Source organism: Paenibacillus sp. (genome assembly GCF_048976745.1).
In the GTDB taxonomy this organism is placed as follows: domain Bacteria; phylum Bacillota; class Bacilli; order Paenibacillales; family Paenibacillaceae; genus Paenibacillus.
Genome location: NZ_JBHGUU010000005.1, coordinates 341,571 through 362,723, shown reverse-complemented (window position 1 = coordinate 362,723; position 21,153 = coordinate 341,571). Strand labels below are relative to the sequence as shown.

At 47.8% G+C, this 21,153-nt stretch carries 16 protein-coding genes and 1 pseudogene; 9 read left to right on the top strand and 8 right to left on the bottom strand.

Annotation, left to right across the window (positions count from 1 at the left end; translation table 11 throughout):
• Nucleotides 1-271 precede the first annotated feature (271 nt).
• Nucleotides 272-1,189, top strand: a complete 918-nt coding sequence (locus ACE3K2_RS05395; RefSeq protein ID WP_421887641.1) for a PD-(D/E)XK nuclease family protein — start codon at nucleotides 272-274, stop codon at nucleotides 1,187-1,189.
• A gap of 169 nt (nucleotides 1,190-1,358) precedes the next feature.
• Here the strand turns inward: ACE3K2_RS05395 and ald are convergent, their stop codons facing one another.
• A complete protein-coding gene (ald, locus tag ACE3K2_RS05390) occupies nucleotides 1,359-2,492 on the bottom strand; it encodes an alanine dehydrogenase (RefSeq protein WP_421887638.1) in 1,134 nt (377 codons plus the stop codon).
• A gap of 189 nt (nucleotides 2,493-2,681) precedes the next feature.
• On the opposite strand from ald, the gene ACE3K2_RS05385 reads away from it, so the two are divergent.
• Nucleotides 2,682-4,352 carry a PucR family transcriptional regulator gene (locus tag ACE3K2_RS05385; protein ID WP_421887635.1) on the top strand — a complete coding sequence of 557 codons (1,671 nt, stop codon included), beginning with the start codon at nucleotides 2,682-2,684 and terminating at the stop codon, nucleotides 4,350-4,352.
• A gap of 59 nt (nucleotides 4,353-4,411) precedes the next feature.
• Here ACE3K2_RS05385 and ACE3K2_RS05380 read toward each other — a convergent pair whose 3' ends face one another.
• Nucleotides 4,412-4,702, bottom strand: coding sequence for a hypothetical protein (locus ACE3K2_RS05380; protein ID WP_421887632.1), 291 nt, complete (start codon nucleotides 4,700-4,702; stop codon nucleotides 4,412-4,414).
• Between the two features lie 317 nt (nucleotides 4,703-5,019).
• Between ACE3K2_RS05380 and ACE3K2_RS05375 the strand changes: the two genes are divergently transcribed.
• Nucleotides 5,020-7,086, top strand: coding sequence for a hypothetical protein (locus tag ACE3K2_RS05375; RefSeq protein WP_421887629.1), 2,067 nt, complete (start codon nucleotides 5,020-5,022; stop codon nucleotides 7,084-7,086).
• 47 nt (nucleotides 7,087-7,133) lie between these two features.
• On the opposite strand, the gene ACE3K2_RS05370 is transcribed toward ACE3K2_RS05375, so the two are convergent.
• Nucleotides 7,134-8,795 carry a sigma-54 interaction domain-containing protein gene (locus tag ACE3K2_RS05370; protein ID WP_421887626.1) on the bottom strand — a complete coding sequence of 554 codons (1,662 nt, stop codon included), beginning with the start codon at nucleotides 8,793-8,795 and terminating at the stop codon, nucleotides 7,134-7,136.
• 235 nt (nucleotides 8,796-9,030) lie between these two features.
• Between ACE3K2_RS05370 and ACE3K2_RS05365 the strand changes: the two are divergent.
• Nucleotides 9,031-9,306, top strand: a pseudogene (locus ACE3K2_RS05365) (collagen-like protein); the annotation flags it as partial.
• Between the two features lie 227 nt (nucleotides 9,307-9,533).
• Here the strand turns inward: ACE3K2_RS05365 and ACE3K2_RS05360 are convergent.
• The 4 genes from ACE3K2_RS05360 to ACE3K2_RS05345 form a co-directional block, all read right to left on the bottom strand.
• Complete coding sequence (locus tag ACE3K2_RS05360; protein WP_421887623.1) at nucleotides 9,534-10,409, bottom strand: SDR family oxidoreductase; 876 nt, start codon at nucleotides 10,407-10,409, stop codon at nucleotides 9,534-9,536.
• Nucleotides 10,410-10,438: 29 nt separating this feature from the next.
• A complete protein-coding gene (locus ACE3K2_RS05355; protein WP_421887620.1) occupies nucleotides 10,439-10,918 on the bottom strand; it encodes a hypothetical protein in 480 nt (159 codons plus the stop codon).
• A 127-nt stretch (nucleotides 10,919-11,045) separates the two neighbouring features.
• Nucleotides 11,046-11,603 (bottom strand): MarR family winged helix-turn-helix transcriptional regulator, encoded by a 558-nt coding sequence (locus tag ACE3K2_RS05350; protein WP_421887617.1) that lies wholly within the window; start codon nucleotides 11,601-11,603, stop codon nucleotides 11,046-11,048.
• A 175-nt stretch (nucleotides 11,604-11,778) separates the two neighbouring features.
• Nucleotides 11,779-12,702, bottom strand: coding sequence for a proline dehydrogenase family protein (locus ACE3K2_RS05345; RefSeq protein WP_421887614.1), 924 nt, complete (start codon nucleotides 12,700-12,702; stop codon nucleotides 11,779-11,781).
• Nucleotides 12,703-12,916: 214 nt separating this feature from the next.
• On the opposite strand from ACE3K2_RS05345, the gene pruA reads away from it, so the two are divergent.
• Together pruA and rpoN are read left to right on the top strand one after the other, a co-directional pair.
• Nucleotides 12,917-14,464 carry an L-glutamate gamma-semialdehyde dehydrogenase gene (gene pruA / locus ACE3K2_RS05340; RefSeq protein WP_421887611.1) on the top strand — a complete coding sequence of 516 codons (1,548 nt, stop codon included), beginning with the start codon at nucleotides 12,917-12,919 and terminating at the stop codon, nucleotides 14,462-14,464.
• 130 nt (nucleotides 14,465-14,594) lie between these two features.
• Nucleotides 14,595-15,899: an RNA polymerase factor sigma-54 gene (gene rpoN, locus ACE3K2_RS05335; RefSeq protein ID WP_421887607.1), complete on the top strand. Its 1,305-nt coding sequence runs from the start codon at nucleotides 14,595-14,597 to the stop codon at nucleotides 15,897-15,899.
• A gap of 126 nt (nucleotides 15,900-16,025) precedes the next feature.
• Here rpoN and ACE3K2_RS05330 read toward each other — a convergent pair whose 3' ends face one another.
• Nucleotides 16,026-17,459, bottom strand: a complete 1,434-nt coding sequence (locus ACE3K2_RS05330; protein WP_421887604.1) for an aspartate ammonia-lyase — start codon at nucleotides 17,457-17,459, stop codon at nucleotides 16,026-16,028.
• A 334-nt stretch (nucleotides 17,460-17,793) separates the two neighbouring features.
• Here ACE3K2_RS05330 and ACE3K2_RS05325 point away from each other — a divergent pair, with 334 nt between their 5' ends.
• The 3 genes from ACE3K2_RS05325 (at nucleotide 17,794) to ACE3K2_RS05315 (ending at nucleotide 21,064) form a co-directional block, all read left to right on the top strand.
• Nucleotides 17,794-19,071, top strand: a complete 1,278-nt coding sequence (locus ACE3K2_RS05325; RefSeq protein WP_421887601.1) for a methyl-accepting chemotaxis protein — start codon at nucleotides 17,794-17,796, stop codon at nucleotides 19,069-19,071.
• A 198-nt stretch (nucleotides 19,072-19,269) separates the two neighbouring features.
• Nucleotides 19,270-20,136 (top strand): hypothetical protein, encoded by an 867-nt coding sequence (locus ACE3K2_RS05320; protein WP_421887598.1) that lies wholly within the window; start codon nucleotides 19,270-19,272, stop codon nucleotides 20,134-20,136.
• A gap of 220 nt (nucleotides 20,137-20,356) precedes the next feature.
• On the top strand, nucleotides 20,357-21,064 hold the full coding sequence (locus ACE3K2_RS05315; RefSeq protein ID WP_421887594.1) for a stalk domain-containing protein: 708 nt from the start codon (nucleotides 20,357-20,359) through the stop codon (nucleotides 21,062-21,064).
• Nucleotides 21,065-21,153: the final 89 nt, after the last annotated feature.

The window sequence follows — 21,153 nt, the reverse complement described above, 5'->3', positions numbered from 1 at the left end:
TATGTGATTCGTTAGCGCCGGGCCAGCGCTGGACCTGTAAGACCCGCACTAACATCCCGGAATCGCTGCCCTCTATGGAGTATATTAAGCGTTCTGTTCCGCAATTTCATCTTTTGGTGATGTTACTATATAAACGATACGGATCGAATCGGAAACGGTTGCGCCAGAAGAAAATAACGGAAGTGCGCTTGCGGCAATGTTGCCCGGGCTTTATACTGTGAGCATTAAGGGATCTCTTGCAGATCCGGCATACAGAAAGGCAGAATTTCTTATGGCACAATACCCGCAGTGGTCTTATTCGCAGTCGCGGGCGAGTATGTTCGATGAGTGCCTGCGCAAATATTATTATCATTATTACGGTGCCCATAACGGTTGGAAGACAGACGCTGCTGATGAGATGCAGGTACGTCTGTACCGTTTGAAACAACTTAGCAATCTGTATCTTGTCTTCGGAGACCTCGCGCATCGGATGTGTGAGTCGGCGGTACGCAGCAGGGAAGAGGGAAAAGATAAACCGCGTGAACCCTTTCTGGAGCAGACGATACGCAAGCTGCTGAATCAGGCGTATGTGGAGTCGATGGACGCAGATCAGTGGCGGCTGAACCCCAAGAATCGCACGATGTTATCCGAGGTCTATTATGGGGATGATACGTTGAATGACCGGATTGCGACGATTAAAGAGCGGGCTTCGGCTTGTGTCAGTAACCTGTACCAGACACTTACGTGGGAGGATTTGTCCCGGGCAAGTACGGACATACTGGAGATCGAGAAATGGGATACCATGATGCTGCATGATACACGCGTGTATGTGAAGATGGACTTATTGTATCGGCGCAGTAACGGCAATATTGTCATTGTGGACTGGAAGACCGGCAAGGAAGATGACTTCTCCGATCAGTTAATGCTGTACGCATCCTATGTGAGAGAGCACTACCGGGTTCCGTTGGAACAGATTGAGCTGCGAGTGGAGTACCTGTTAACCGGAAAACACCGAGAGTTTACAGCCACAGAAGAGGATATCCGGAAGGTGGAGGAGAACGTGGGGCGTTACATCGAGGAGATGCGATCCTGTGTGGAGGATGAATACTATAACCGTCCGAAGGACGTCACCTACTTTACAGCGATGCCTTCGCACCGGTCCTGCCGGGATTGCAACTTCCGCGAAGTATGCAGCGAACGGGCGATCTAAAGCGCCAAAACCGGAGGAACCTAAAGGCCTTATACTAACTAACGAGCTATCCTATATGTGAAAAAAAATCAAGAAGCACAAGCCGGGAACATCCTCTGCCCGACTTGCGCTTCTATTGCGTTCCACAGGCCTGGCGGCAAGGCGCCGGGGTGGAACGATCATATCCAGATTATTGGACAGCGGCGGTATTCTCCAGCGCCTGACCCGCAGGAACATAGGCATGCCCGAGATCCCGGGCAACCGCCTCATACGTGATGTGTCCATTCAGCGCATTGACCGCGCTGCGAATGGACGAACTGCCGCGAATCGCAGCGGCTGCACCGTGGTTCGCCAGCTGCAGCGCATAAGGCATGGTGGCGTTGGTCAGCGCCACCGTGGACGTACGCGGCACAGCGCCCGGCATGTTCGCCACCGCGTAATGCACGACGCCGTGTTTCACATAGGTTGGTTCATCGTGGGTTGTGATATGATCAATGGTCTCAACAATCCCGCCCTGATCAATCGCCACATCCACAATGACCGAACCAGGTGCCATCGTCTTCACCACCTGCTCGCTGACAAGTGTTGGCGCCTTGGCGCCCGGAATCAGCACCGCACAGATCAACAGATCTGCCGCTCCAACAGCTGTTGCAATGTTGGATGGGCTGGATACGAGGGTATGGATCTGATTGCCAAAGATATCATCCAACTGGCGCAGACGATTCAGATTCAGATCGAGGATAGTTACATCCGCTCCGAGGCCAATGGCAATTTTGGCAGCATTTGTTCCCACCGTACCGCCGCCAATAATGACCACTTTCCCCCGACTAACGCCGGGTACACCGGACAACAGAATGCCCTTGCCACCTTCCGTCTTCTCCAATAACTGTGCTCCAATCTGGGAGGCCATGCGGCCTGCAACTTCACTCATAGGTGTTAGCAGGGGTAGAGAACTGTTGACCTCCAGCGTCTCATACGCAATGGCCGTTACCCGACTTGCAATAAGCGCTTTGGCAAGCTCGGGTTCCGCTGCGAGGTGCAGGTAGGTGAACAGAATCAGCCCCGGACGAAAATATCCATATTCACTGGCAAGCGGTTCTTTCACTTTGATGATCATATCGGCCTCGTTCCATACTGACTTGGCATCCATTCGAATCTCTGCGCCCGCAGCTTGGTATTCATGATCCGTGAATCCACTGCCGATCCCCGCGCCTTGTTCAATCATCACCTGGTGACCGGCTCTGATGAAATCAGCAGCCCCGGCCGGAGTCATTGCTACACGATTCTCATTGTTTTTGATTTCTTTGGGAATTCCGATTCTCATCACCATGCACCTCGTCCATTTATTGGTTGTTAGCTTATACTACAAGTTTATGACTTGAATATTCGTTTTGCACCTTACTTGATGTCTAATTTTTAGAAATATAACTCAACATATTGTCGAAAAAGACTGTTCAGGACATTTGTCCATGGATTATAATGTAAGAAAAAATAACACGAAGAGGGATCGCCATTGCAAAATGACCGCGTGTTTACGATCAAAGATATCCTTGCACGTCCGGTATTTGGCCGAGCACGACTAGCGGCAGGGAAGGATGGAGTGAACCGCCAGGTTGGCTGGGTTCATGTGCTCGAGATTACGAATGTATCTCCATTTGTAAGCCCCCATGATCTTATTTTATCCACTGGACTGTGGCTTCAATCGGAAGAAGGGCGTGAAGAGTATCTGCTCCAGCTCATTGGCAGTGAGGCAGCGGGATTATGTGTGGAGTTTGGTACCAGCATATACGGAATCCCGGAAGAACTGATTGAACTGGCGGACAGACACCAGTTTCCACTGATCGTATTTGAGCAACCGGTCCGTTTTGTCGAGATAACCCAGGATATTCACTCGCTGCTCATTAATCATCAACACCAGCTGCTGAAAAGCCTGGAAGCTTACTCCCGTCAGCTTCAGCAACGAACATTACAGAGTACAGATATGTCTGCTGTACTGAACCTGATGCATGAGTACGCCGCCAAACCGGTGGTGTACATTTCGTCGATGGAACCGGGCAGCTTTGTGCCTGAATTGGCTCCGGAGATGGAACAGGCCATCTATACCTGGTATGAGCAGGAGGTAGAACATCTGGATTTGAATGATTCAGATACCGAGCTATGGTTCCACATGGACGAAGAGAAGGCTCTGCTGTGTCATCCGGTCGTCTGTTTCGGCCAGGTATTTTCTGCGGTAGGCATGATTGTTCATCCTGCGGCACCAGTAGAATATCTCAAGCTGTTGCTCGATTATACAGCGAAGGCAGCGGCAACACTCACACTTCGTTCCCAGTTTCTTGAAGAGAAGATGGTCCGCAATCAGAATGAACTGATCCAGGATCTGATGAATGGCAACATTCATCAGGAGGAACAGGCTCAGACTCGAATGGGGCTTCGTTTGCTGGTGAAGGGACAGTACTGGTTTGCAGGAGGGGTCATAGAGATTGAGCATCGTCTGAAGGGTACAGGTCGCGAGCGAATGGAAGCGAATCATCAGGATGTTCTTGTCCTGCTTCGTTCCCTGCTCAAGAAGAACAATCTGCCTAGCCTGATTATGCTGAAGAACAACCAGGTATATCTGTGCTGTGCGAAGGAAGCGGTATCGGCTGCTGCACGTCATCAACTGTTACGATTGCTGGAAGGAATCGCGCTGGACGTGAAACGGTTTGCCAGTCGTAATTTGAAGCAGGTTATGATTCATGTGGGATTTGGCAAGTTACGCAGCCGTTTGACCAGCCTGCCGGAGAGCCTTCACGAGGCTTATCAGGTGATCGAAGTGTCGAGGTCGGTAGAGCGGATGGAACATGTTCACTTTTACGAACGTATGGGTATATATCAAATGTTAAAGGCATTGCCTGAATCTTTCCTGCAACCCTTTGTCCAGGATCATCTGGGTATGTTGATTGAACATGACCAGACGCATCACCTGCGATTGGTAGAGACGTTGGATGCTTACTTGCAGAACTTTGGTTCCAAGCGGGATGCAGCCGCCCAGTTATTTATTCATCGGCAAACGTTGTACAACAGACTGGAGAAGCTGGAAGAGCTGATGGGACCAGATTACATGAATCAAGGGAGAAGAATCTGTCTGGAGATGGCGCTACTGGCGCACGCGATGATCGAGAATGGACAGTGGCAATCCTCTTGATGAGGTGAAAGGGATGTAAGACAGACTGTGCATCGATCTTACATTACCTCGAGCACAGTCTAGCAGTTTTTGCTAATCCGCCGGGTATGTTGTAATGAAACAGGCAGGCGTTGCGGGTTGGAAGTGGAGCGTCGGCCCCGATAAAGCTTTGTTTGACCGGAGGAGGGTGCCAGTGATAATGAAGAGGGAGCAGCCAGTCGATACAGGGATGATGATCGTTCGGGGCGTCCTTCCGGTTCTGCTTCATTGGATGTTGTTGAAATGCCACTTTGGTGCAGCCACTCATGAAGTCGTTTTGGATTGATTCCGAGTTGTCCGCTCAGATTACAGATATCGAGGTTTATTCTCACACAAATCCGCCTTTCCTGGAATATCGGACTATTAGTAGGGTTGAAAGGGAAGCATGAATTCGAGATCAGTAAATGCTCGTGCACATGGTAATGGTGGCTTGATCGGCGGAATGATCCATAATGTCAAGAAGTAGCACGGAGGAGTTTGCGTATACCGTGTTAAACGTTCCCATGTCCGCTGTTTTGAAAATTTCCGATAAATTGGCTTTTAACAAGATTCTATCACTTCACATGCAACTGCGCGTCTCAATATAGTCTCAATTTTGCGAGAAAATAAAGTACATTAAAAGTACCAGTATCTAGTACGGAGGACATATATGGGAAACAGTAGTGAGGCTTACGACAAATATGTTGAGGATGGCAAACGTTTTGTTGGTCGAACCAAGGAAATGACGACACTGGAGCGGTGGTTCAATCATCCGGAAGCCCCATTGACTATATTCTCAATTACGGGCATGGGAGGCATTGGTAAATCTTCCTTGCTTTCAGAGATGTTATCTGTCTCGCGGGATCGAGGGGCGACGGCAATCTGGATGGATGGCCGATCATGCGGGGGGACACCTTCCGTTTTTATGGATTATTTGTCCTCTACATTAGGATTGGAGACACTGGATAGTGAAGGATATCCGCGCCCATTGAGCCTGCTGAAAGACCCATCAATCGAGAAGAGAATGGTCCTGGCAGTGGATAATTATGAAGAGCTGGCTCTGTTAGAAAGTTGGTTCATGGAAGTCTTTGTATCCAAACTTCCGTTAAGAGGGATTCTTGTCATTCTTGCATCACGTCCGGAATTGGCATCCACCTGGCGGACACATCCCCGATTGCATCAGAGGTTTATACAGATGCGGCTTCAACATTTCACAGTTGATGAGATTACGGAATATATCACGGTGGCAGGATTTCTGAATCAGGGCATGGCAGGTACCATTACGAGAATGACCGATGGACATCCGCTGGGTCTGGCGCTTGCTGTAGAAGCTGCAGATCAGAGGAGGAATCTTCCGCAGTCCAATTGGGCTGAACTGTCTCATATGATTAGTGCTCGATTATTATTGGAACTTACTACACCTCGTCTGCATCCCATGGTAGAGGTACTGACACTGCTTGAGACAGCCAATCAGGAATTATTATCATCCGTACTGGATATGACCGTGACAAAAGAAGAGTATCACATGTTAAGACAGATGTCGTTTATCCGTTCCGGCCCGGATGGCCTTGCACTGCATGATATGGCGAGGGTACATCTACTACGAGACTTTCGCCAACGTGAGCCTCATCGGTTGCAGACCATGCGTATCAAGATTGTGAAGTTGCTAAAACCGCTGCATGAACAGGCGGGGCCGCATGAGCGCCGCCAGATCGCCCAAAAGATGCTGTTGCTTTGTCAGGAATCCATGCTTCAATACCGCAAGTACGCGGATGTGTCCCGTGATTCCTTGTTTTCACCTCTCGAAACGATGAGGAGCGCGGATCTGCCGGTTCTGCACAACCTGTTACAGCAATGGTGCGAGTACAGTGTGGAACCATGGCAGGCCGCACCCTATGGCCCTTTCCTGGATGAACTGGCGCACCGTTATCCCGAAGGGATTGTATTAATGCGTGATAAGCTCGGGGAGACAATTGCCATGTTCATCACAATCCTTGTACATAAGGATAGTAGTGAGTTGTTACTAAAATATTTTCCAAATGAGATGTATGAATGCTTCACACCACAAGAGCTTGAAAGTGACCCGGATCAGAGTGATACACACTTTGCTTTGCTGGCTGCGGCAAGAGATGATGTGCCTGGTTATACACGAGAAGAACTGGTAGGATACATGGCACTGGACCGGTTGTCTCTGCTGGGTGATGGTGCGCGAGCCATGCTCGTTGCAACGAATCCTCACCTGAAACTATTTTTGCAAAGTATTGGATTCCGGATGCGTAGAACCCGCACCCGTGTCTGCGACAGATTTGAGGATCAGGCGGACGTACTTGATTTGGATTTGCGTAATGGACAATTCGGAGAGTGGGTCATGTCTCTGCTTGATCCGGAATCAAAAGAGAATCGTATACAGCCGGAAACAACGGAAGTGGATGATGTAGTCTGGACGGAACAGGATGTTCGTAAGATGTTAGGATACCTTCGTTCTCCGGGAGAATTGCAAGAGTATGTTGGCAGGGTTACAGGAGTAAGGGATGGAATCCAGTTACAACTATATGTCATGGATTTGCTGGAAGGCAGAGTCCATGGCCTGTCTCCACAGGATCAGATGCTGTTATACGCGGCCTACTGGACGCATGCTGGCAATCCAACTGCCGCAGCCCAGACGTGTTCCATGAGTAGGGCGACATTCTATCGCCATCTCAGAACAGCGCTGACTCGCTTGGCGCGGATTTTGTAAGGGGCTATTCGTTCATCATACCGATCATAACGACAAGAAGAGGCTGGTCATAGACCAAGCCTCTTCATGCGATTATAGAGCGTTGCCCTGGAGATACCGAGTTGTTTGGCGAGTGTTCGTTTGTTGCCACCTGCTGCTTTCAGATATTGAATTAGAAGTTGTGCCTCATAAGTATCCAATTTTTGCTGGTAGGTAACGTTGGAGACAAGTTCGGAATCATCTGAATGATCTAATTCGTCCTGACGTGGGTTATCTTCGCTGTTGGCATGTGCATGAATCCCTGTCAGTTGAACTTCGGACTGTTCTTGCATGATGAGGGAGGCAAGGGTATCAGGCAGGTATTCCGGCTTCACCTCACCATCTGTCGTCAGAATGGTCAGACGTTCTATCACATTTCGTAATTCACGTACATTGCCTGGCCAGTCATACTGGAACAGTAACTTGAACACTTCAGGTGGAACCAACTCAATATGACGGTTATAGAGCAATGAGAATTCTTGAAGGAACGTCTGGGTTAATTCATATATATCTTCCTTGCGCATGCGCAAAGGAGGGATGACAAGGTTAATGACATTCAGCCGATAGTAGAGATCTTCCCGGAATTGATTGCGGGCAATCATACTTAATAGATTCTGATTGGTCGCAGCGATAATCCGGCAGTTGGCCTGTTTCATGCGCGTTCCCCCCACAGGAAAGTAACTCTTCTCCTGCAACACCCGCAGCAGTTTCACTTGTAATTCCAATGGCATCTCACCGATCTCATCCAGAAAAAGAGTACCCCCTTCGGCAAGCTCAATCTTGCCCTTTTTGCCTTTGGGATCCGCGCCGGAGAACGCACCTTTTTCGTAACCGAATAACTCACTTTCAAACAATGAAGCAGGGATTGCCCCACAGTTAATACCGATGAACGGTGCAGTCTGCAATTCACGAAGATCATGAATGGCTTTGGCAAATAACTCCTTGCCTGTACCGCTCTCCCCGAGAATAAGTACGGTTGCTGAGGTGGTACTGATCTTGCGAATGGTCTCCATGCACTGCTTGATGACCGGGCTGCTGCCCTTGATTTTGGCAAATGGATCCACTTCGGGCTGTAGCCGAGCAACAGCTTTCTCCAGATGCTGGACTTTGGAAGTCATATGTAAGAGTTCCTGGTGTAATCGGATCTCAGTTGTTATATCCACTTCGGCAGCAACTGCACCCACAATATGTCCATCCAGTTGGACAGGACGAGCGTTAATCAGGGCGAACAGGTCGGGCCGTGGTTGATGCTGTTTGCGATAGACCGTTTCGCCGGTATACAACGTCTTGAGAGACTGTAGCCGATCTGGAGGAAAAAAGTCCGCTGCGGGTTGTCCGATGATGTCTTTTTTGCTGATCGAAAAAACATGCTCCGCGCCAGTTGTCCAGTACGCCACCTTGGCGTCTTCATTAATTAATGTCAGAGCTGAACCCGCTGTCTCCAGTGTGGTCTCAAAATAAGCTTCTATTAGGCGATGCGCATGCATCATGGCATGCAAAACATCGGATACGACAATATATCCCAATAGAGGGCCATCATCCTGAATGAATAAATAAGAAGATGTGTCGAATAAGCAGAAGGCATCTACCAACGATGTTGAGGACGGAATGGTAAGTGTGGGGAGGTCTCTATCCAGAATATCCATATCCGTACGTAATAAAGACATTAATTCTGGAAGTAAATGTTTCATTGATATCACCTCAGTTTGGGCATAACTTTCAGAACTGTACCTGTTACAAGGAATTCTTTATGATCTGAGTAAATGGAAATATTTGAGTGAGATAGTTATCCATATTATAGCTTTCAAAGTGAAGTGTGTATAGATTTTTTGACATGAATCAAACATAAGACAATCGGAAATAGTGGTTAATTTTGTTTGGTGGCGATTCTATCAACTGGACCCATTGAGAATAATATTTCAGGGAAATGCTGGAGACTACGCGGTATTTTTCATCGTTGCAGGTGTACAGGCGAACCAATTCACCCTTTATCAAAACGGAGCCCCTGTGTGGGGGAGTGTCTATGGGAGCGGTGCGGGTACCCAACCCAATCCAGGAATGGTCATTATTAATGCTGCATCAAGTGATGTACTGACATTACGGAATCATTCCAGTGCATCGGCAGTTGATCTGCAGACCCTGGCAGGCGGAACACAGATCAATGCAAATGCCTCTATCCTAATTCAACAATTAAGTGGTTAATTTTTGAATTATAAATGGGTGTCCAGAAAAATAGACATTTAAATTAAACGATGATTGATGAAGATGATTAAAAACATTATTACCGGATATGATTCCTGTAGATCTCATAACCATCCTCTAGAACGCTGAAGTTCGTTAGACTTTGCATTTTTGTTTATCGCTTTAATATGCGGTGGGGTCATTAGCGCTTGGAGCGAGAGAGTCCCTTTCGTTATTGTATAACTCTGTTACAGCCTTGGTTTAAATGCATCTCGATGTTCCCTCAGGAATGCATCAAGTGAGCGCGGTGCTCTGCCAAGCAAGCGCTGAACCGTATCCGTCGGATACTCTGGCACAACGGTAGACATCGTCTGAATTTCCACAACGTGGTCTGCAAGCCAAGGAGGCATCTGTCCATGTTCGATCAGATCCGTTCGAAGCTCCTCGGGTTTGAGGTTGAGGAATCCGATCGGTCGATTGAACAGGGTGGACATTTTATCTGCAATCTGTGCATAAGTGAATGCTTCGGAACCGGTAAGCGTATAGATGCGGTTCACTGGTTTGTCTCTAGTCAGCACTTCTGTGGCAATATCTGCGATGTCTCGGCAATCGATGAAGTTGCATGGGGAATCTCCAATGCAGCCGAAGAATACATCTCGGGTTGTAATGGTTGGTGCAAGTCGGAGCAGATTTTGCATAAAAGCATAGGGCCGCAGCATCGTATATGTCATCCCGGATTTCACTAGAGCTTGCTCGATTTGTTCATGCCAGCCTGCTACAGCTACTGGTGAACGTTCGTCATATGCTGGGCTGGATATTTTGACGACATGTTTCACTCCCTCTTGCACAGCCATCTGAATAATGGATGTCTCTAGCTCCACTTGTGTAGGGGTGTTGGATAACGCTAGAAATAGTTGACTGGTACCCGCCAAAGCTCTGCGCATCGATTCGGAATCATTTGCATCGGCAGCGCAGATTTCAATCCCGGACAACGCCAAGTCCGCCATTTGTTGACGAAGCTTATCCGGCTTTCTACTTACTGCCCGAACGGGAATACCTCTTTCCATCAAACGTCTCAAAAGTGCATTTCCAATCATGCCTGTTGCTCCAATAATAGTAATCATGTTTCAATCTCTCCTTATAATGAACTTGTTTATTTGGTAATGTAAGCTCGCCAGCGCCATGTCATGATCGTACAAGCTATTGCACCGGACAATGGAAAATCGAACCCAATATGATCCAACCAAGCCCATGAAGAACTCGGGTTTACGATCTGCAATACATTAGAAATCCCCCACGCCGCCACAAAGCCAAACCCTGCGCCTGCAAGTGCCAAGCAGCCCACGACAATGAACCGGGGTGCTTTCGCCACCCACCGTGTGCCGTTCTCACGGTTACGAAGCCAGAGTCCGGCCCATAGAGCCATCAGCAGAGATGCCCCTCCAATCGTTGTTATAGCTCGCAACTGAAGGACTTTATCAGCGGTAACGATTCCCCCGATGCTTGCCATGATGGCAGGAGACAAGTAGGCCGGGATTAATTCACGCCACAGCACAAAAGGTTTTTGGGGAGGATTAGCGGCTCGGTTTGGATGAGCTTCCTCGGAATGAATGGGGTCATTAAGGTTAACCATATCACTACTCCTTTTTTGTATTGAAATCACTGATTTGCTTTCACCCCTATATAATTAGGAGCCTAACTATATAGGGGTGAAAATGGGCTAGTTGAACTAGCCCGGTTTTTCTTTCTTGGTTATGCTCCTAGGATTTTGGTTCTGAGAAGTCGCGTGACTCATCTGTAAGTGCTGGAATACCTTGTGTTACACGCCCCAGCAGGTTGAGAAACACACTCCTTTCCTCGATCGTAAGTAATCCGACCATCGCTTCCAGTCTGGCAAAATGTTCTGCAGCCATATCCGTTAGCTTCTTTGCACCTTTGGCGGTCAAAATGACTGACTTCTGACGACCATCAACGGAACTCGTCCGACGAGCAACCAGTCCGTCGCGTTCTAAAATCTCGATTAGGCCAGTTACGGTAGCACGGGTTACACCCAAATTTTCCGCCAGTTGGGAGGGCAGTTCTTCCCCTTCGTGATCTTCAAGATCTGCCAACAGACGATATCGACCTGTCGATAAACCGAATCTGGAGAAATGGATTTCCGCAGCATGCCCAAGTTTGGCTCCTGCTACCATCAGTCTGGATGCGACAAGCACGGCTTGTGCATCCACGTCTAATTGATAGCGATCAACCTGACGCTTCGTTTGTACTAACGAAGGGATGAGATACATATCAGTTGTTGATTTGTTTTGATTGTCCATACATATAGTATGGTGCCTAACTATATAGTTGTCAACTTTTGTTTAGACCATTCGTAAAGTTGGATGCTCTCGTAAAGTGTTCGTACAGAAAAAACCATGTGCCCAGAAAGAAAGAGGCAACATGGTTTTCTTTTGTCTTTTTTCATATATATATATTGTTCCAGCTGGACAATAACTATCTAAACATATTTTTAACGACCATCCAGAGATTAGCCGGTTTTTCGGCCAAACGGCGGGTGTAGTATGGATACCACATGGTTCCATAAGGTACGTAACAGCGAATACGATAGCCTTCTTTGGCAAGACGTTCCTGTTCGCTCATGCGAAGACCATATAACATCTGAAATTCAAAGGCATCCGGAGCAATTCCCCGATCCTTGGCGTATTGTTTGGTCCAGTTAATGATATGATCGTCGTGCGAGGCAACCGCGGTGTATACACCCTGATCGAGGTGATTACGAATCATCGTTTTGAATTGATGAATGACTTCGGAAGCATTCTGATAGGCGACTGATCCGGGTTCTTTGTAAGCACCTTTAACCAGACGAAGTCGGATACCTTCCCGAATCATATCACGTGTATCTTCTTCGGTGCGATGCAGGTAGGCTTGCAATACGGTGCCTGTATTATGCAGTCCTTCCGAGTGCAGTCTTCGAACGATATCCAGCGTCGCTTGCGTAAATGGACTATCCTCCATATCAATTCGGACAAATAGATCATGCAATTTGGCTTGTGCGGCAACGGTACGGATATTTCGATAGCCCTCTTCCGGGTCCAGTGCGAGGCCCATCTGGGTTGGTTTCAGCGAGACGTTGGAGTCTGCTCCTTCGCGTGCAATGCCTTCTACCAGTCGTACATACTCATCCCGGTATAATGCCGCTTCGCTCAGGCGGGTGATGCCTTCGCCCAGATGATCGAGCGTTGCCATAATGCCTTTATTATTGAGTATGCGGATCTCTTCGAGAGCTTCTTCCAAGGTGTTTCCTGCAATAAACTTGCCTGCAAGCTTCTTACCATATTTGATGGACAGGTTCTCTACAGCTTTGTTGCCTGCCACGGTCAATAAGGTTTTGCGATATATTTCCGTTCCCACACTCATTGTCGTTTCCTCCTTCAGCATTGTGCAAACTTAATTCAAGCAAGAAACGTGCCAGAACCAGCAAGATTCAATGTTTTTTATTTTTTAGCGAAAAATATTTTAATCTCAACCGGAGTTGGCACGGATTTTGCTACATATATTTGGTGATGAGTCACATGCAAAATAATTCAGGCGAGCAGCCAGCGAACCCTACATCCTGAAGGAGGAATCATTGATGAATATCCCTTTTGTTAACGAACCATTCACACCCTTTGCGGTCCAGGCAAACCAGGAAGCATTTGAAGACGCACTTCGTCAGGTAGAAGCTCAACTTGGGCAGGAGTACCCGATTATTATTGGTGGGCAAAAAATAACAAGCAGCCGCACGTTAACGTCCGTGAACCCCGCAGCCAAGAATCAAGTTGTTGGAACGATCCATCAGGCAGATCAGGAATTGGCCGAAAAGGCCATTCAGACAGCTGAGGAGACATTCCACACATGGAAACATACGGACCCGAATGAACGGGCTCGTTATCTATATAAAGCAGCTGCCATTATGCGCCGTCGCAAGCATGAGTTCTCCGCATGGATGGTCTATGAAGCCGGCAAGACTTGGCCTGAAGCCGATGCGGATACAGCGGAAGCCATTGATTTTATGGAATTTTATGCACGAGATATGCAGCGACTGAGTGAACCGCAGCCCCTCGTGCGGATTGCAGGGGAAGATAATGAGCTGAGTTATATACCGCTGGGCGTGGGTGTTGTCATTCCACCTTGGAACTTCCCGCTGGCGATTATGGCAGGCATGACTTCTGCTGCACTGGTATCCGGCAACACCGTGGTATTAAAGCCCGCCAGCACAACTCCGGTGATTGCCGCGAAGTTTATGGAGCTGCTCGCAGAAGTTGGCCTGCCGGATGGCGTTGTGAATTTTTTACCAGGACCAGGCAGTGAAGTGGGCGATTATCTCGTGGATCATGCGCTTACCCGTTTTATCAGCTTCACCGGTTCAAGGGATGTAGGACTGCGAATTAATGAACGTGCAGCACGAACAGCTCCGGGTCAGAAGTGGATCAAACGGGTTATTGCAGAGATGGGAGGTAAGGATTCCATCGTAGTAGACAGTGACAGTGATCTGGAACTTGCGGCAGAGTCCATTACGGCTTCGGCATTTGGTTTCTCCGGACAGAAATGTTCAGCGTGTTCCCGTGCCATTATTCATAAGGATGTATATGATGAAGTATTGCAAAAGGTGATTGAACGGACACAGAGGCTGACGATGGGCAGTCCGCTTGAAGTGGGCAGTCAAGTCGGACCGGTTATCGATGACAAGGCATATGCAAAGATCACGGAATATATTGAAATCGGCAAGGGTGAAGGGCGTCTAGTGCATGGTGGCGGTACAGGGAACGTTGAGGGTTATTTCATTGAACCAACCATTATTGCCGATGTGGACCCCAAAGCCCGGATTGCGCAAGATGAGATTTTTGGTCCCGTGCTTGCTTTCATCAAAGCAGAGTCCTTCCAGGATGCATTGGATATCGCCAATAATACCGACTATGGTCTGACAGGCGCGGTAATCTCACGTAATCGTGAACATCTGGAACAGGCAAGACGCGAGTACTTTGCGGGTAATCTGTATTTCAACCGGAAATGTACCGGAGCACTGGTAGGCACGCATCCATTTGGCGGATTTAACATGTCAGGCACGGATTCCAAGGCAGGTGGAAGAGACTATCTGCTGCTGTTTACACAGGCAAAGCTGGTATCGGAGAAATACTAAGACAACAACACATGATCCGACTAAAAACTTCTTACATTCGCTTGAATAGTATGCTATTATCCCTGCAAATCCTTTTGTTCGTATAAGAAACACAGATGCTTATTGCCACAAGGCATAAGGAGGGAAACGGATGTTAGGTGTTCAGTTGGTACAGGAACAACGTATTCGGCTGTCCATCACGCCGGAGATGAAACAATCCTTTCATTTGCTAACCATGTCTGGCCAGGATCTGACCCGTTACTTGCTGGATGCAGCGGAGGAAAATCCAGTTCTTGAGCTGGAAGAACAAGCTGCGCCCCTCGCCCGGATGCCGCGGCGAATGGATCAGCGCAGGTATGATTCCTACGATCCGCTGCTTCAGGTGAAAGGTGCAGAACCTACATTGGAACAATTGCTAATTGCGCAAATTCGAGTGATGACACTTCCATATGAATTGGAAAATATGGCAGTGTATTTGGCAGGATGTGTCAATGATGATGGTTATCTGACGGTGGAACTGACAGAGGTGCAAGCAGCACTTCAGCTTCCGATGAGCAAGATTGCTGCAGGACTGGAGCTTCTCCAATCGCTGGACCCTGCTGGTGTAGGGGCGCGGAATCTGCAGGAATGTCTGTTGCTCCAGATTAAACGTGATTCATCGGCTGCGCTGCATGCGGAGCGGATGGTGGAAGCAGGGTTGGAAGCACTGGTTCCTTTTCACCCAGGTAGAACAGGGAGTCGATTAGGCATAACTTCACGGGAAGCTCAGGTTGCCTATGACTATATTACACGTCTCGACCCCAAGCCCTGCCGATCCATTGGATGTACGGAACGACCACATTACATTATTCCGGATGCCATTGTTGGGTTGCGTAACGGTGAGGCCCATTTTAGCCTGCATGTGGCAGGTAACCCTCAAGTATCGATGAATGAAGTGTGCATCCGCTGGATCAGGGAAGAGGCGCCTGACGAAATCTGGGCTACCCGCGTGGCAGAGGCAAGGGCTATCATTCGAAGTGTACACCTGCGGCGCAGGACTTTAGTGCGTGTGCTGGCGGCCGTGATGGAAGAGCAGAAGTGCTTTTTGGTCAATGGCCCATCTGCGCTCAAACCGCTTAATCTGGCTGTTATTGCAGAGAAGATTGGCATGCATGAATCAACGATAAGTCGTGCCGTCAGCGGTAAATACATTCACACGCCATATGGTGTATATGAACTCAGGGCATTTTTTGCCTCGGGAATCAGTACAACGTCAGGGGATAAAACATCAGCATCAGCGGTGAAACGAAGATTAAAAGAAATCATTCGCACCGAACAAACGCAGCGGCCTTACTCGGATAGTCACTTGACCACACTGCTTGCCGAGGAGGGAATTGTCATCTCTCGCAGAACGGTTGCCAAGTACAGGGAGGAACTTCAGATTCTGCCTTCCCTTGAGCGTAAACGGTGGGTTTAATCGCATAGCTGGTGTCTTATCACCTCATCTCTGAATATAAGAACCCCCGCGAACCGGATGAACGGTCTGCGGGGGTTCTTGTTACATTATTGGTGTTTAGGTTCCTGCCTTAGATTTCCTGAGTTCCTACAAGCGTTCCATATTACGCAGGAAGTGTTCTCCGGCAATTCCGGGCGTGGTCATCTGCTCTGGATGAAGGATCTCTTCCAGTTCTTCCGGTGTCAGCAGTCCGCGTTCCAGGATAATTTCCTGCAAGGAAAGTCCGGTCTTGAGCGCTTCCTTCACGATGGAAGCCGCTACATTATAACCTAAGTGCGGGTTTAACGCCGTAACCACACTGAAACTTTGTTTCATGATTAATTCGCATCGTTCACGGTTAGCTTCCATCTCTTCCACTGCATAACGTGTGAACACATCGATGCCGTTATTCATAATTTTCAGCGATTGCAGCAAGTTGAACGCAATAACTGGGCCCATGACATTCAGCTCGAATTGACCGGCTTCACACGCCATACAGATCGTATGGTCGTTCCCCATCACCTGGAAGGATACCTGGTTAATGACTTCCGCCATAACCGGGTTGACTTTGCCTGGCATAATGGACGAACCTGGCTGACGTGGTGGCAGGCGAAGTTCATTGAATCCTGCACGCGGACCTGAAGCCATCATGCGAATATCATTACAGATTTTGGACAGGCTGACCGCACATACCTTCAGCGCCGCTGAAAGTTCCAGATAGGCATCCGTGTTCTGCGTTGCATCCACGAGATCCTCAGCGGTTTGTAGGGGTAATCCGGTAACATCAGACAGGTGCTCCGTAACCTTGACGATATATTCGGGTTTGGCATTAAGTCCAGTACCTACCGCGGTTGCACCCATGTTAATGGTAAGCAATCGGCGATTGGCGAATTCCAGACGCTCGATATCCCTGCCGATGACACGGGCATAAGCTCCGAATTCTTGTCCAAGGCGAATAGGCACGGCATCCTGAAGATGGGTACGGCCTACTTTGACCACATCGTTGAACTCTTCTTCTTTTTTATGGAACGCTTCCTGCAGTCTCTTCATGGTAGCGAGTAACGTCTCGGACAGTTGATATGCCGCAATACGCAGTGCTGTAGGTACCACGTCATTGGTGGACTGGGACATGTTAACATGGTTGTTCGGATTGCAGTGGAAGTAGTCTCCCTTGCTTTTGGTTAACAGTTCCAGTCCGCGGTTGGCCAAAATTTCGTTCATATTCATATTCATGGAGGTGCCTGCACCGCCCTGAATGGAGTCTACAATAAAATGATCCAGATGATGGCCTTTCATCATTTCTTCAGCTGCCATGACAATCACTTCGCCGATTTTGCTTGGGAGCATCTTCAGTTCCATATTTGTAATTGCCGCTGCTTTTTTCACCGCAGCCAGAGCTGTGATCAGCTCCCGGTGTACCGGAACGCCGGTAATCGGGAAGTTCTCCACGGCCCGCACCGTCTGAATGCCGTAATAGGCATAAGCCGGAATTTCTTTTTCACCGATAAAATCTTTCTCCGTCCTTGTGGACATAGTAGACATTTCGTTCGCCTCCAGTGGCATCCAATAAATAGGTCAGCTCCGGCAATGCCGAAGCGCACTCAGTATATCATTTAAGCAAAATGGATGCCAATCTAAATCATTTGGCCCCTTGTGCCGATAATAAATAAAATTAGGAATATTAAATGGAATATTATTCAATTTTTAAGAAAAGGGAGGGGCGGCTAAGCTTGTCTTATACATTATGCGCTTTATGGTAGAGAAGTCATGCATGAACGGCAAGTATGGGGGAAATAGAACGGTTTCAGTGATGTATATCACATGAAATTTGGTACATGATTGGTAAAATAGGAAAAAAGGACTACGGGGTGTGCAGATGAAATGGACTTTAGGAGCAAAGACTGTCGCAGGTCTGGTACTGATTTCGATTATTACCTACGGAACTAGCGGCTTTTTTATATTTTTTGTCAAAGACTGGATTACGTTGGACATTCCGAATTGGGTTTACATATCGATTATCCTGATCATGGGGGTATGTTGGAACGGGATACTTGGGTGGTTTGCCTCACGCTGGCTGACTCGTCCAATCGTCCACCTGTCCCGGGCTGCACAACAGGTTTCAGCGGGTGATCTGACAACCGAAATTCCGCAGCGACGCACGCAAGATGAACTTACAGTATTATATGATGCTTTTCGCGCAATGGTTTCTAACCTTCGAAGTATTGTAAATGATATTGCAGACAGTACAAGAACGACTTCACAGAACGCACAGTCTCTGAGTGAAGCGATTACCCAAGCTGCCGAACAGATCGAGATGATGTCGGATGCGGTGGATCATATTGCGGTAGGCGTAGAAGAGCAGAAGGTTACTTCCCATCAATCTCTGATCACTGCGGATGAGATGCTGAACGATTTCCAGCGTATGCATAGCCAGTCCATGGACATGACAGAGATGTCCGGTCAGATGGAACGATCGGTGGATCATACCAAACAGACATTCTCCTCGCTGATGAAAGGGATGGACGAGCTGGCCGATTCGCACAATCGTTCCCGCGACATTATGCTGTTATTGGAGAAGGAAGCTTCTGATATCGAGGTAATTACCCAGTCTGTCAAAAATATTGCTGAGGAAACAGGGTTACTTGCCTTGAATGCTTCCATTGAGGCTGCACGAGCTGGCGAAGAAGGATCTGGTTTTGCAGTCGTGGCGCAGCAGATTCGTAAGCTGGCAGACGAGAGTAAGGAATCGGTGCATCGTATTAATGAACTGATTAGTCGTGTGCAAGAGCGGATCAGGGAGACGGCACAACTGTCTCATGAGCAGCATGGTCTCGTGGTTAATGAATCGGAGCGGACCATCTCTGTGGATCAGACGTTGCATGAACTGACAGGCACGGTGGAAGTATTTATGAAGGGTGCGCATGATATCGGTTCCAAGATTGCAGAACAGACTGGACGTGTGGAACAAACCCATGGTCATGTGAAGAAGATTCAGGGGAAAGCCGGATCGTTCTCGGATGAGGCGAGACGGATCATGGATGCCGCACACGAAGAGACAGCCATCATGGAGGAGATTTCATCCTCGGCTGAAGAACTGAGACAATTAACCGATCGGTTATTGGACAAAACCAAAGCATTCCGGATGCAGCCCTAAGCTGTGTTCGGGATTTTTTTTGTTTTTTGAGAACCATTTTGGTGTGAGAATTTGCTTATTCTGGTTAAAGCCGAACGTTCTTTCGTGGAAATGAAAATTTGTAAAGATTATTTTATGAAAGATTAACAAATTCGCAACTTGCGGGCGATAAATGAAGATATAATAGGATTATCACAACAGATAAAGGAGCCCAGTATATTGAAAACTTGGACAGGTATCCTGCTGATGATTATTTTGGCGGTGGCTACGATAAGCACAACATCGGCTGCCAGAACCATGAATGAATCGCAAAAACAGCTTAATATAGATGATCAATCCAGCCAGACCGCAGAGGTCGAGGCTTCCAATATAGATAAACTGCATGACGCAGCAAAGACAACACAGGAATCCATTCCCGTGAAAGAGGAATCCATTCCCGTGAAAGAGGAATACGTTTCGGTAGCTCCAGAGAATGAGAACGTCAGATTATACCCTATGAAAGTTGAGGGTTCGGGATATATATACAACGGCATGATTTTGGAAGTGGACGGCAAGACACGAGAATTTAGGGATTGGCAGGGAGAAGGCGGGTCTTACAAACCCGAAGTGCACGAGCTGGATCTGAATGGCGACGGGCAGAAAGAGATCGTTGTTTTGTACACAGAAGGTCATGGAACAGGCATATATTTGGGACAAGCACTTATTATTAATCGGGTAACGCTTGAAGAGATGAAGATGCAATCTCTGGATGAGATTGCAAAACAGCATGTGAAATCTAAAGTTACGGTTAGCGCAGACCGTGTGGATGTGGATGTCGTTGTTGATGGCGTTCAAGCAGAACCTTTACGGATTGAGGAAGATACGAATGGTGGCGTATATAACAAAGAGTTGAAATTCGGTGGAGTAACCTATTACAGCGTGGAAAATGGCCAACTCGTCGTATCGGCAGCAGGAGCTTACGGTGCAGCTTTATATGCTGGTGATCTGACATTTGCTTATGCGTATCAAGATGGCGAGTGGAAGGCTGTAGATTTGAAGTACAGCATGGAAGTGTATGAAGAAGAATATTACGAATCTTTTGATTGATAGCGTTGTATAGACATATGTGCAAAGAATATGTACCTTTCTGCCGTGACGGGCAGCAGGGAATAGGACGAGGCTGAAAAAAATCAGGACTTACAGCCTCGTTTTGTGCTGCCTGCAGATAGGAATTATGTACTAAAAATGCAGTAAACAATTGACATTATCACTTTAGTCGTTTAAATGTATAAAGGACAAATCATTTTAACGTTCAGGAGGGATTTTGATGAAGAAGAAGGTTGTACTGGGTCTGATGGTAGGCACATTAACGCTTGGGATCGGTACTGGTGCGCTTGCAGCAACAGGGTTGGAGCAGATTAAAGCCTATCTAAACAGCAAGATTACGCTAAAAATGGATGGTGCCACGGTGACAGCCAAAGATGCCAATGGTAAAACGGTGTTGCCTATCACTTACAACGGAACAACTTATTTGCCTGTGCGTGCTGTGGGATCATTGCTTGGGACAGAGATCACGTATGACAGTGCAACTTCATCCGTCCTGATTGGTGGAACGAATGGATCTGCGCCCGTAACCAACGGAAAAGTAACGCTGAGTGCACTTGGAACATCCGTAATGGGATCTACTGCTTGGCACACCAAAGATCCTAAGGATACCACATATAAAGGCAAGGATTACAAGGATGTTTATCTGCATAATGATCCTACGAAACAGGGGGATGATATCCAGATTAATACGGGTAAAAAGTATTCTTCTCTGCACTTGGAACTTGCCGCGCTAACAGGAAATCAGGAGATTCATATCTATGATCAGGATCTCGCGACACTCAAAAAGTTCAATATCACTCCAGAAAGCGGTATGATGAGTCTGGATGTGGATGTTAAAGGTACGGACGCTGTCTATGTTGAGATTGTATCTGAAGATCCGGGTTCGGCTCTGTTTGTGCCTCTTACCACATCGTATCTGACGAAGTAAAACACAATCTGCAAGTTTGCCACCTTACAGACGTGGCAAGGCAAGTATAAACATAAAAAACGATGATTCACTAGGCAATCCCTGAACCG

Excerpts from the sequence above, each read along its gene's own strand:
- ACE3K2_RS05395 (WP_421887641.1), top strand. The coding sequence starts at position 272 with ATGGCACAATACCCGCAGTGGTCTTATTCGCAGTCGCGGGCGAGTATG.
- ald (WP_421887638.1), bottom strand. The coding sequence starts at position 2,492 with ATGAGAATCGGAATTCCCAAAGAAATCAAAAACAATGAGAATCGTGTA.
- ACE3K2_RS05375 (WP_421887629.1), top strand. The coding sequence starts at position 5,020 with ATGGGAAACAGTAGTGAGGCTTACGACAAATATGTTGAGGATGGCAAA.
- ACE3K2_RS05370 (WP_421887626.1), bottom strand. The coding sequence starts at position 8,795 with ATGAAACATTTACTTCCAGAATTAATGTCTTTATTACGTACGGATATG.
- ACE3K2_RS05360 (WP_421887623.1), bottom strand. The coding sequence starts at position 10,409 with ATGATTACTATTATTGGAGCAACAGGCATGATTGGAAATGCACTTTTG.
- ACE3K2_RS05355 (WP_421887620.1), bottom strand. The coding sequence starts at position 10,918 with ATGGTTAACCTTAATGACCCCATTCATTCCGAGGAAGCTCATCCAAAC.
- ACE3K2_RS05350 (WP_421887617.1), bottom strand. The coding sequence starts at position 11,603 with ATGGACAATCAAAACAAATCAACAACTGATATGTATCTCATCCCTTCG.
- ACE3K2_RS05345 (WP_421887614.1), bottom strand. The coding sequence starts at position 12,702 with ATGAGTGTGGGAACGGAAATATATCGCAAAACCTTATTGACCGTGGCA.
- pruA (WP_421887611.1), top strand. The coding sequence starts at position 12,917 with ATGAATATCCCTTTTGTTAACGAACCATTCACACCCTTTGCGGTCCAG.
- rpoN (WP_421887607.1), top strand. The coding sequence starts at position 14,595 with ATGTTAGGTGTTCAGTTGGTACAGGAACAACGTATTCGGCTGTCCATC.
- ACE3K2_RS05330 (WP_421887604.1), bottom strand. The coding sequence starts at position 17,459 with ATGTCTACTATGTCCACAAGGACGGAGAAAGATTTTATCGGTGAAAAA.
- ACE3K2_RS05325 (WP_421887601.1), top strand. The coding sequence starts at position 17,794 with ATGAAATGGACTTTAGGAGCAAAGACTGTCGCAGGTCTGGTACTGATT.
- ACE3K2_RS05315 (WP_421887594.1), top strand. The coding sequence starts at position 20,357 with ATGAAGAAGAAGGTTGTACTGGGTCTGATGGTAGGCACATTAACGCTT.